This window comes from Mesorhizobium sp. WSM4816 (genome assembly GCF_055811535.1).
The window spans coordinates 153,832-166,022 of record NZ_JBVVQR010000007.1 but is presented as its reverse complement, the minus strand read 5'-3'; the positions used below and the strand labels follow the sequence as shown (position 1 = coordinate 166,022).

Sequence of the window (12,191 nt, the reverse complement as noted above, 5' to 3'; positions counted from 1 at the left end):
TGCATCGTGGCGGGCCGATTGCCTTCGCCGGGAAAGCCATGACCAGCATGACCTCGCCATCCCCAAAGAAAATCCAGCCGCAGCTCCGGTCCGTCCGGCCAAGCGATGCGGAGGCGCTTTGCGCTATCTTCAACATGCCGGGCTTCCGCTGGGGCACGCTCAGGATGCCCTTCGAGATGGTGGAGCAGGTGGAGCGGCGCATCGCCAAGTCCGGCCAGGAAACCACCTGGATCGTTGCCGAGTTGGACGGCAAGGTCGTCGGCCATGGCAGCCTGGTCGTGCAGGGTTCGCCGCGCCGTTCGCATATCGGCGAGATCAATATCGGGCTTGACGATGCCTTTGTCGGCAAGGGTATCGGCTCTGCCATACTTGGCGCGCTGCTTGACGTGGCCGACAACTGGCGCGCCCTGAAGCGGGTCGAATTGACCGTCTATGCCGACAACGAACCGGCCATCCGTCTCTACACAAGACACGGCTTCAAGGTCGAAGGCCGACATGTGAAGGCCGGTTTTACCGACGGCCAGTACCATGACCTCCTGAGCATGGCCCGGCTGCGGTTCTGAGATCCGCTATTTGGCCTGTCAATTTCGTCTCACACCATTTGGTCGCATCCAGCAAGTCTGGTCTCCCTTGGCGTTTGCACGGCAAGCGGCTAGACGGGACCAATGACCGCCGTCTTTGACCCATCCCCTACGCCTCCGGCGGAAATTCTGGCAGTGCTGTCGCTGCTCTGCCCGGAAGTCGTGCGCGACATCGAGCAGAACTGGAATGCACCGGTTTCCGATTACGCCCGCCATCTGTGGCGGCCAGTGGCAAGGCCTGCATCGGGCCCGGCGATCGCTGCCCGCTCGATCCTGCGCGAAGTCCTGCATCAGCGCCTTGGTGTGATCATGCAGCCTGAAGAGATCGGCAAGGTCCTCGACGAGTTCGAGTCCAGACCGGTGATTCAGTCCGGCCTGCACTGCCTGCTTCTGATGGACCGGATCACCTTCGATGCCCTCCTGCTTGCCTGGCTCGGCGCGGTCGAAAACGGGCTGTCGGCCTTCTTCAGCTTCATGGGAACGACGATGACCATGGAGACAATTGGCCGGGAGGGGCCGGGATGGCTCGATGTCGGTGACGACAAGGTCAACCTGTTTGGCATGGGGCGCCACAAACTGTGCCGCAAAAGCGCCTGCGTGGCCGGTCCCGTCACCCTCAACAAGCGCGCGCTCGAAGCGGTGGGCGACGAAACGGATGCCAGCCGCTGGCTGGGCACACTGCTTGCCAGCCAGCAGAAGGTGTTTGGAACCGCCGCCGATGCGCTGACGGCCCTCAACGAGGATCTGGTCGCCGATTGGGATCGTTCCGGCATGGCACAGCCGATTTTCATCGATGATCGGCTCGCCGCGGCTGCCATGGCGCGGCATCTGGAAAATGACGGCAGCCTTGTTTCCAGGCTGCTCCTTGAGCCCGCAAGGCGCCAGCGTCTCGAACGTGCCTTGCAAGCAGCCGCATCGAGCCCATTTGGCAGGTTCCTGCCCAATGCCACGGCCTATTTCTGGGGTATCCGCGAGGAGCGCGTGCGCAAGCTCGTCCTCGATAACGGGCACCTGATCGAGCCTGGCAGGCCGCATGGTCTTTCCATCCCGTTCGAGCGACCGCATCTCAGGCAGGCGCTGCTGGACGGCATGCTGCTGCCGAACTTGTTCCTGATGTTCCTGGTCCTTGCCATATTGCCGCGCGTGCGGGTTGTGGGCGGCCTGAGACAGATTGGTTATGTAGCGCTTTTCCACTCGATCCTGCTGGCTGCGCTAGATGAAAACGCGCCGGAAGAGCGCGATCTGGCTGCGGAGTTGCAGGTTCGGGAAAATGCCTGGGGCATGCGGGTCATCGACGAAAAGATCTCGGTCCGCGAGCAGCTTGCCGGCCTGCCGGAAGGGGCGGTCTTCCCGGACCTGCTCCGGCAATACCGTTTGCGGACGTTTGCCGAGGCGACCGACGACCTGAAGCTGGTTCGCGAAAACGCCCGATGGCGCAAGATCGGCCAGGCAGAGATCAAGGCGAACTGAGCCTACTTCAGGTTGATTTTCCGGTGCGCAACCGCGAGCGACGGCGATCTATCGGTGAGCCTCTGGCGTCTGATCCGGCCGCTTCCTTGAGGCTGATGCCTTTCGGGATTTCGACGACGGCTTCCGCCTCGATCGGCAGCGCTATGCCACCGGACCCACACGGATCGCTCGATGCCAATTTGCGCTGCCGCTTGCTGGTCGACGGCTATCGGTTCATTCTTGTGAACCTTGGCCGTGAAGTGCGTAGCGAGATCACGCCGTCACGGCCCCTAGTGAGGTCTTGTTCGATGGACTGCTCGGGCTGCGGTTTCGAGGTTGAGGGCGGTTACGCTTTCTGTCCGAGGTGTGGCAGGCGCCAGCCCGTGCCATGCGCCCGTTGCGGCTACCGCTGCGCACCTGATTTCGAGTTCTGTCCGAAATGTGGGGCAAGCGTCGGGGCGCCCGCAAAAGCCGTCGAACGGCCTGCTCCGACGCCAAGCCGGACCATTGTGCAGCCTTCTCGAACTCCGTCGCTGCTTCCGAACATCGAAAGCGAAGATGGGCTGTATCCCGTCTCTGACGCCGATCGCCGGACGGTAACGGTCCTGTTCGCCGACCTTTGCGGCTTCACGACACTCAGCGAGCAGCTCGACCCCGAGGTCATGCAAGCGCTGCAGAACGAACTGTTCAAGGAATTGACGGCGGCCGTGCGAAACTTTGGTGGTTTCGTCGACAAATTCATCGGCGATGCACTGCTCGCTTTGTTCGGTGCGCCAGTCGCGCATGAGGACGATCCGGAACGTGCGCTTCGCGCCGCTCTCGACATGATCGCCCGGACGGCGCGGCTCGGCGAAAGCACCCGCCACTCCGGCCCGCCTCTGTCACTCCATATCGGCATAAACACTGGTCCGGTCGTCACTGGCGGATTTGGCGTCGGCACGGCCAAATCCTATTCGGTGACCGGCGATACAGTGAATACGGCGCAACGCCTGCAATCGCTGGCCGCACCGGGTGAGGTGCTGGTAGGCGAGCTCACTCACAGGCTGACCCGGCATGCCTTCTCTTACGAGTCGCTGGGTGATGTCGTGCTTCGCGGCAAGGCTGGCAGTGTGCTCGTCCATCGGCTGGATGCACCGCTTGCGGCGCCGCGTGCAGCACGTGGGCTCGAGGTGCTCGGCCTCAGTGCGCCGATGATAGGTCGTGGTGCCGAGCTCAATAGAATGCTGGCCAGCCTTGACCAGGCGTGCGGCGGCTCGGCCCAACTTGTCCGCCTCGTCGGAGAAGCCGGTATCGGGAAATCGCGGCTGGTGAAGGAGTTCGTCGCCCGCGTCGGCGACGAGGATCGTTTTCGCAACGTCGCCGTGCGGCTGGCCACGTGCTCACCGCTGGGCGAACAATCATTTGGCGCCTTGGGCGCAGTGGTGCGCAGCGCTGCCGGGATGATGCAGAACGACAATGGGGACGAAATGCGGGGGAAGCTCGCAGGCTTGCTTGCGAATCTCGGCCTGGAGGGCGAGGAGGCGAAGCGGCTGATGCCTTTGCTCTACCATGTGCTCGGCCTTGGCGACCCCGATGCCACCTTGCAGCATGTCGAGCCCGAGCAGCTGCGGCGGCAAATTCTCTACGCAGTCCGCACAATCATCGAACGGCGGCTTGCGTTGTCGCCGCTGTTGATTGTCGTCGAAGACCTGCACTGGGCCGACGCCGTGTCGCTCGAGGCACTACGTTTCGTGATGGACAGGTTGGAACGGACGCGCTTGATGTTGCTGGTCACGCATCGTCCGGCGCCGGACAACGACCAGCTCGGCTCAAGCCGGGTCAGTCACACAGCGCTCAGGCTTTCGCCGCTCAACAATGATGAAGGTCGCAGCATGCTGGCGGCGCTTTTCGGCGAAAGCTGGGTAAACTCCGCAGGAGGGCTTCTCGACCAGATCCTCGAGCGCGCGGGTGGCAACCCCCTCTTTGTAGAGGAGATCGTCCGCGGCCTTATCGATCGCGGCGTACTGATGCGCGAGGGCCAGCGATGGCGGACTGCGGCAGGCGAAGTCGCAACCGGCATTCCCGCCACTATCCAGGCGATGTTGCTTGCTCGCGTCGACCGGCTGCCCCAAGAGGTGCGCCGGTTGGCCCAGGAAGCCGCGGTCATCGGCCCGCGCTTCGATGCCACAGTTCTGAAAGCCGTGACGTCCGACCCCGGCCGGCTGGAAGCCGGCTGCGAACTGCTTTGCGATGCGGAAATCATCGAGGAAGTTGCCGGATCAGGCTCGGTCTCGTCGCAAAGCTACCGCTTTACGCAAACATTGCTGCAGGATGTGATCTACCAGAACATGCTCCTGCAACGCCGGACCGACATCCACGGGCGGGTCGGTGCTGCCTTGGAGCAATTGTGCGGCGACAAGCCGGAACGGCTCGAGGATTTGACCGTGCTCGGTCATCATTTCGCACAGAGCGCCGAGCGGGAGAGAGGCGCGCATTACCTGCAGGCGGCGGGCGATCGCGCTCGCATGATATACGCCAACGACGACGCACTTCGTTTCTACGAGCGAGCACTGACTGCGTTGAGCGCGATCGGGCAAACACCGCTCAAACTGGAAATTGCAGAGCGCATTGCCGATTTGAGCGGGCCGATGGGCCGCCGCGAGATCGCGCACCGCCACTACGAAACGGTGTTGCAGGCATACCGCGAGTCAGCCAATCGTGTCGCGTCGGCGCGCGTTTTGCGAAAGATGGGTCGGCTGCTCTGGGACGTCGGCAAGCGGGACAACGCAGAATCCCGCTATGCTGAAGCGGCAGCGCTCCTCGATGGAGCGGATGCCCCGATCGAGCAGGCGCATCTCTGGCAAGAACGTGGCCGACAGGCGTTCCGTAGCGGAGATCACGCTCTCGCGGCAAAATGGGCAGACGCGGCGCTGGATTGCGTACGCTCTCTGACGACGGAGCATGTCTCCGAGGTAGGGTGTGATGCCACCCTTGTGACCGCCGAGGCACTTAATACCAAGGCTGTCGCGCTGGCTCGCCTTGGGCGAAACCGTGAAGCCGTGCGTCAGGTTGAGCGTAGCATTGAATTGGCCGAAGCCGCCGGTCTGCTGGGCGCGGCCTGCCGCGGCTACACCAATCTGGGCGTGCTTTACACGACCATCGATCCGGCACAGGCGATGGAGGTCTGTCGGCGCGGTCTTGAAGTGGCGCGCCATATTGGTGATTTGGGTTTCCAGGCGCGCCTCCTCGCCAATCTGGCGGTCGCTTGTTGTACTTTCACGGATCGCTGTCCAACGGAGGGCGTGCCTGCTGCCGAGAAGGCCATCGAAATCGACCGGGCGCTCGACCAGCGCGAGCACCTGCCGGTGCCGTTGATCGTGCTTGGGCAGATCCACCAGTGCAACGGCCATCCGGAACTAGCGGTTGGCTTGTTCCACGAAGCACTGGACGTAGCCCGCGAAACGGGCGAACCCCAACTGCTGTTTCCGTGCTATGATGGTCTCGCAACGCTCAATCTCGACCTCGACAATCTGGCCGAGGCCGAACGCTACTTTTCCTTGGCGCAGGGTATATGCGCCCAGCACGGGCTCGACCCGGAAGCGCTTGTGGTGCTGCCTTTTCTCGATTAACCGGGGTCGGAGGTTGGAAATGTCCGCGCGTAGCGACTTGGTACCGCTTCGACCGGGCGACCGTGCGCCGAACGTGGTACTCGACGCCATTACCCAGGAAGGCAAGATCGCGCTTGACGACTTTCGCGGACAAAAGCCGGTGCTGGTCGGCCTGTTTCGAGGTCTGCATTGTGCGTTTTGCCGGCGCCATATCGCCGCCCAGGCGCGGCTTGATCCGGAGCTGCGCGAAAAGGGCGTGGAGAGCCTGACGGTGGTCAACACGCCGATCGAACGGGCGCGTCTCTATTTCCGCTACCACCCGATGCCGAATCTGCTTGCGGCCTCCGACCCTGAACGCGCATCACATCGTGCTTTTGGACTGCCCAATCTCGAATTCACCGAAAACGAGACGAACTGGCCGTACAAGGTCTCGATGGCAGCGGCAAAGGATATGCGGGTCGACATACCAGGCGAGTTGCCTGGTCCTATGGATCCTATTGCGGCCAGCGAACTCCTCAACAAGAGGGACCATTACGAACTGACCGAAGCCGACGAGCAGATGATCGCAACCGGACACGGACAACTGGTCGGTCAGTTCCTGCTGGACCGGCAGGGGATCGTCCGCTGGAGCTTCACCGAGATTCCAGAGGGTGGGCGATACATGTTTGGGGCGCCAAACCCGCAGGAGCTGATGTCAGCCGTTTCCCAAGTCGCCCAATAGACTAGCGAACGAGGTAAACGGGCGGGACAAGTTCACCGCTCTTCGAGCACCGCCTCGACCCTGGCAACAAAGTCATCGAGTGAGCGATCCCCGCGAATTTCGATGCGCGGAAGGTCGATGGGATCGCAATCGAGGTCCGCCGGCCCGTGTCTGCCGCCGAAGCCGATCCGATAGCCGCACTCCTTGGCCAGCCGGCCAAGCCGTCGGTCGGTGACAGAGAAGGGTGCCGCGAACGCCGTGGTTGGCCGACCGGTCCACCGTTCGATGAACATGCGAGAGCGCAGGAGCTCGGCGGCCAAGTCAGAACTCGACAGACCATCGATGGCGCGATGCGTCGCCAGATGGCTTCCGAAGAACGCACCTTCGGCGGCGAGACGTCGCACCGTGCCGGCGTCCATAAGCGGCGTCGGCGGGCCGCTGTCGGCGTCCCACAGTGCACTTTCCCCCACCAGGTCCGTCACCAGGAACACTTCCGCGGTCAGGTCGTTGGCCCGCAAGATCGGCCAGGCATGGTCGGCAAAGTTCTGGAAGCCGTCGTCGAAGGTGATGAGCACTGGGCGGCCGGCGACAGGTTGACGGTTGGCGATGAACCGTTCCAGCTGCTCGGACATGATGGCGTGAAAGCCATTGGCGCGCAGCCATGCCATCTGGCCATGGAATGCGGCGGGCGCGAGCCGAAAACGGGCGAGCGCGGCCGGACCTTCGTCGGCGACGCTGTGATACATGAGGACAGGGATACGCTGCCGCCGCTCGCTACGCGCAACGTCGCGGCGCAGGGCCCGCGCCCCGCCCCAGACGATATTTCGCGCGACCCCGATTTCGAGGCGCGCGCGGATTGGCGCATGATCAATCATCGGTTCCGTCGCCGCCTCGTCCGGTGACTGGCGGCGGAAGCGGTCTACGCGATAGAGCTCGGTCTGGATCGATTGATCGAGGACGAGACCTTCGGTCCCTGCCAGCGTCTCTGAGATCGCTTGTGCACCGAATGTGTTCCAGTCGAAGCCGGTCCTTTCAACATTGTCACGTAAGACGAATGCGTGTGCGTTGATGAAACTGCCGCCAGGCGCCAATGCCTCAACGATTTTTTTGGCGAAGCGCCGCAGCTCGGCGAGATCATCCAGATAGTAGAGCACTTCCGAACAGACGATCAGGTCCATCTCACCAGGCAGCGTGTCCGCGCAAAAGTCCAATACGCCGAACTCGACATTCGGCTGATCGCTGCATCGCGCGCGCGCTCGCCCGATAGCTACGGCGGAGATGTCGGTTGCGGTCAAATGGCTTACTCGCGGCGCCAGCTGCCGCGTGAAGTGCCCCTCCGCGCAGGCCAGCTCAAGCGCTCGTCCGATCGGGCCGGCAGGCAGAATTTCGAGCTGCCGCTCATATTTTTCCTGCTCATAGGAGGAACCGTAGTTCCAGGGATCCTCGGTCGCGAAATAGCCATTCCAGAACGACGTGCGATCCATGTCGTGCCTGGGCCGTGCGCGGCGCGGCGCCGCAGGAAGCGCCGCAGCTTCGGCGCTCGACCGAACCAGCCTCCGCGCATCCGCGGCCAACCGCGCGAGTTTGCCAAAGTGGCTGTCCGGATCGGGTCCGCGTTCAGCTGTGGCTGACAATGCCTCGGCTGCGAGCGTGTTTGACGTGTCGGCGCCGGCGGCCTGTTGCGGTACAGGTGATCGTCTCGCAAACCTTGCCGCACTGTCTACAAGCCGCTCAGCGGCCACGACATTCTGGATCAATTCAATCCAATGGCGCCTTGTCACTTTCCCGAGTAAGCCGAACTGCACGACAGCCTCGATCTGGCTATCCATCATCAGATAGGCATAAATTTGATCGATTCCTTCCGGAACTTCGATCGAGGTCGGATTTCGAATATCGACGCGAATTCCAAGCGTCCGCGCCAGCCGGCGCGGCGCGGCAAGATCGTCGAAGTCGAGAAGCATTTCCTCAAGGTGATACTGGACGCGGCGACCCGCGACGGGATCGTCCCAGACCTTGCCGAGTTCGGTGATCAACTCGGTGAGGGAGCCGCCGAACCTGTCCCATCTGGCAGCCAATTGCGCTGGCACCGATAGGCTTCCTACCATAAGGCCATCGAAGGCCACCTTGGCGATCTCACGCGCCCACTTACGTCCTGCCGGGAGCGCGCGCAGGGTCTGCGGGCTGATCGAGCGGCGGCCGCTGCCGCAATCCGACGCGGCGTTCCACAACGCGAACCACGCGAGTGCTTCGGAAGCGGTGCGGCCGTTCGTTTCGATCGCACCATTGGCGTGAGCCGATGCTGGCTTTTTGACCCTGGGATCAGGAGAAAAGCCGCGGGCGATCACGATTTCCGCATCGGCCAGCATCTGTGTCGAATTGCGGGTGAGCAAGTTGGGACTGGTCCGATAGAAAGCGAGCGGTTCGTCGACCATCACCCAACGTTTGCCTAGACGTGCCAGGCGCTGCCACAGATCCCAGTCCTCGCAGGTGCGCAACGAAACATCGAAGCCGCCCAACTCGACAATTGTCTTCCGGTCGACGAGCAGCGCGTGAGTGTGGATGGGGCAACGGCGCGCGAATGTTTCGAAGGGCTGGATCGCAACCTCCGTCGGGATGCTCGACGGGGTGAGTTCGCCATCGGGCATCACGTGCCGGGAACCGCAATAGGCGGTGACCGCATCGGGCGCGGCTTCAAGTGCGGCCAGCATTTTCGCAAGGAAGCCGTCGTCCACCCAATCGTCCGCATCCAGGAACATGAGCCAGCGTCCGCGCGCTGTCGAAATCCCGCTATTGCGCGCGCCGGCGGCGCTATACGCAGAAGCGCTCAACGTCCGAAACCGGGCATCGCGCTCCACATAGCCGGCGATGATCGCGGCGGTAGCGTCCGTGGAGACGTCGTCGACGACGATCGCCTCCCAATCCACTATTTCCTGATCGACAAGGCAATCGAGTGCGCGCGGCAGCGTTGCCTCCGCGTTGTGCGCAGGAACCACGATTGAAACCAAGGGATTATGCGCCACGCCGTCTTACCCGCGCCTGATTCGAAGGTAGAACAAGAGTCCCGAAACATAGCCGGCGATTTCCTGCCAAAGGAAACGGTCCTCAGCGACACTGCGTCCAAACAGTCTCCTGCGAACGCTTCCGAGCCGCCGCGACGCCGCCATTTGGCTGCAGAGCGAGCTTGCTCCTGTCGTGCTACCGATGTTGGAAGCCGGGCGCAGCATTCGCATCCGTGCCGCCGAGCTTGGGCGCCAGCTGTCGCAGAGGGACGTCAAGGCCAAGCATGCCGCATACTCATGTCGTCGATCCCCGGAGTCGGCGCCATGACCACGAGCTGCGGTCCCTGGCATCGTGCGATAGCTATGGCAACCTGACGTCTTTTGCAATCGGGACGCAATAGATGCAAGCCCACTGAAGCGTTGGTGTGAATGACTGCAGTGATTGGGACTATTGCTCCCCTGCTATTGATCGAAACGCCTCGATTCCGAGGTGCATTCTCGAACAGCCATTCTCCGTGCGAAACAAGACCTTCCTTCTACCGTTGGGCCCGCACCGGAAGCTGATCGTCGCAGTATACAGCCGGGTGCGAGACAGTATGTGCACCGCCAGACCGGCTACTTTAGATACTTCTAATGAATATGCGCTACTTAATTGAGTTCCCAGTAGCTATAGATTGACATTGTATTACTCATTTCTATAGTAGATTGCGTCAAATGGTCGATTAGATTAGCCGGTTATGCCTGCTATCACGAAGAGATGTGCGAGCGGCGTAACTCGGAACCCGTTCATTTGCCACTAGTCAAGAGATGTAAAAGGGACCCACGAATTGGCTTAAGGCAAGAAGATTCCGGCTTGCGAGCCGGCTATTTTGCTGACATGTTTGGGCGTTTTTGAGTTTTGCACTGTGGCAGGTGTTCAAATGAAGGGGCATAAGGATGGCTAAGGAATCTTCGAGTACCGCTTCAGCAAGTAAAGCGGACGAAAATCTGATAGGTAATGCAGATGGAAACGGGCTGGCCTTCATGGGGGTCCAGGCCCGAGAGGCCGGCGTCTCCGGCGACGCTGTAGGTGTCGACAAGATACGTGATCTGCTGTTCGGCAACCAGATGCAGGACTACGACCGCCGTTTTTCCAAGCTTGAAGAACGGTTCTTGCAGCGCTTCAAGGATGTCGAATCCGAGGCCAAGCGCAATCTTGAAATGTACGAGTCGAATGCAAAGAAGCAGGTCGAATCGCTCGCGGCGCAATTGCGGAACGAAAAAGATGCACGAGCCGAAGCCGACAAGGAGATTGACCGGAATCTTCGCGAGCAAAATCAGGCGCTTGAAAAGCAGGTGCGCGCGTTGTCGGATCAATTGAGCGAGCTTGAGCGCGAAGTCGCGGACCGGATAAATCGAAGCGATCAATTGCTGCGTGAGGAAATCAAGCAAAAGAATGAAAGCATTCAGATGCTGATTGAGAAAATGTTTTCCGATCTCAGCAACGTCAAGACCGACCGAAATCTTTTGGCCGGCCTGTTTGTCGAGGTTGCAAAATGTCTAAATCAGGATCCCGTCGGCAGCAAGCACAACTCGGAACGCAACTGGAAAGTGAGTTGATCGGAACTTGACGTCGACCGTCGACCCAATCAGCCTTCCTCAAAGAGCAGCTTCGAACGATCCAGAGATTGATCGCGAGGCTCTGGCTAATCTTTTGGTCGAAATTGCCCGGAACGTCGATCCGGACTATCGTGCGCGTCTCTACGGAGTTCCAACCGCCGATCCTCGCATGGAGACGCTGCGCCAGTTGCTGGTCGGCCGCGAAATTTCGGAGCTTTCACGAGTTGCGCACCTGCTCGACGAACCTGAGCAGCTTGCGGCTGCAGTGGGGGGTGTTCTCCCCAGTGCAGCCGCACGTGCGCCTCATGCGCAACTCGGCGAGGCCCTTGCGCCAGCTGTCGAGAGGGCCGTGCAGCGGTCCATCCAGAAGAGCCCGCGCACGCTTACGGATATATTATACCCGGTGTTTCTGCCGGCAATTCGCAAGTCGATCGGGGAAAAGATCGATCAGACCTTTCAGTCGCTGAATGAAACTTTAAGACATATATTTACCTGGCACGGGCTGAAGTGGAGATTTGAAGCTTGGAGAACGGGTGCAAGCTTCTCAGAAGTTGTTCTTAAGCATTCTCTTGTCTACCGTGTAGAGCATGTCTTTCTTATCAACCGCAATTCCGGGATTTTGATAGCGCATGTAACTGCCGATAACGCAACGAGCGAAGATCCTCAACTCATTTCTTCGATGCTTAGTGCAATTCAAGATTTTGTGAAAGACTCATTTAACGAGAAAGAACAGAGCGGCCTGGACACTATCCGTTTCGGGGAGCTTCGTCTCTGGTCGGAAGTTGGACCGTTTGCGACCTTGGTCGCGGTGATCCGGGGAAATCCGCCAGAGGAATTACATGAAATCGTTCGCGATGTGTTGTTTCGCATCCATGATGAATACTCCCAGGCTTTAGAGCAGTTTGACGGCGACAGTTCGCAGTTGGTCGGCATAGAGACGCAGTTGCAATCCTGCGTTGAACTGAAGCAGGAGGACTCAAACCAGGGATTTCCGTGGCTGGTGGTGGCTGCAGTCCTGCTGGTTTTGATTCCGGCAGGCGGTTGGTTCTTTCTTTCCTGGCAATCCGGGCAACGCTGGCAGGCCTATGTGTCGCGGCTGAGTACCCAGCCGGGCATCATCGTTGCCGAACAAAAGATGCGCGATGGCCAATTCTATATTGCCGGCCTGAGAGACCCGCTTGCCGCCGACCCGCAGTCGCTGCTGTCCGGAACGCAGGTCGATCCCGCCCGCGTTCATTCACAGTGGCAATTCTATCAGAGCCTTGATCCGGAGTTC

Annotated in this window: 6 protein-coding genes and 1 pseudogene; 6 read left to right on the top strand and 1 reads right to left on the bottom strand. The window is 60.7% G+C overall.

Going from position 1 to position 12,191, the window contains the following annotated elements; all coding sequences use genetic code 11:
- Positions 1–38: 38 nt before the first annotated feature.
- From AC0L3H_RS11385 to AC0L3H_RS11370, 4 genes are all read left to right on the top strand, one after another.
- A complete protein-coding gene (locus tag AC0L3H_RS11385; protein ID WP_473585506.1) occupies positions 39–563 on the top strand; it encodes a GNAT family N-acetyltransferase in 525 nt (174 codons plus the stop codon).
- A gap of 102 nt (positions 564–665) precedes the next feature.
- Positions 666–2,051, top strand: coding sequence for a hypothetical protein (locus tag AC0L3H_RS11380; protein ID WP_473491000.1), 1,386 nt, complete (start codon positions 666–668; stop codon positions 2,049–2,051).
- 287 nt (positions 2,052–2,338) lie between these two features.
- A complete protein-coding gene (locus tag AC0L3H_RS11375) occupies positions 2,339–5,638 on the top strand; it encodes an ATP-binding protein (protein ID WP_473585547.1) in 3,300 nt (1,099 codons plus the stop codon).
- Between the two features lie 19 nt (positions 5,639–5,657).
- On the top strand, positions 5,658–6,338 hold the full coding sequence (locus AC0L3H_RS11370; RefSeq protein WP_473491002.1) for a peroxiredoxin-like family protein: 681 nt from the start codon (positions 5,658–5,660) through the stop codon (positions 6,336–6,338).
- Positions 6,339–6,370: 32 nt separating this feature from the next.
- Here AC0L3H_RS11370 and AC0L3H_RS11365 read toward each other — a convergent pair whose 3' ends face one another.
- Positions 6,371–9,337, bottom strand: coding sequence for a trifunctional glycosyltransferase/class I SAM-dependent methyltransferase/polysaccharide deacetylase (locus tag AC0L3H_RS11365; protein WP_473585505.1), 2,967 nt, complete (start codon positions 9,335–9,337; stop codon positions 6,371–6,373).
- Positions 9,338–10,252: 915 nt separating this feature from the next.
- Between AC0L3H_RS11365 and AC0L3H_RS11360 the strand changes: the two genes are divergently transcribed.
- A complete protein-coding gene (locus tag AC0L3H_RS11360; RefSeq protein ID WP_473491005.1) occupies positions 10,253–10,915 on the top strand; it encodes a hypothetical protein in 663 nt (220 codons plus the stop codon).
- A 7-nt stretch (positions 10,916–10,922) separates the two neighbouring features.
- A pseudogene (locus AC0L3H_RS11355) lies at positions 10,923–12,191 on the top strand (OmpA family protein); the annotation flags it as partial.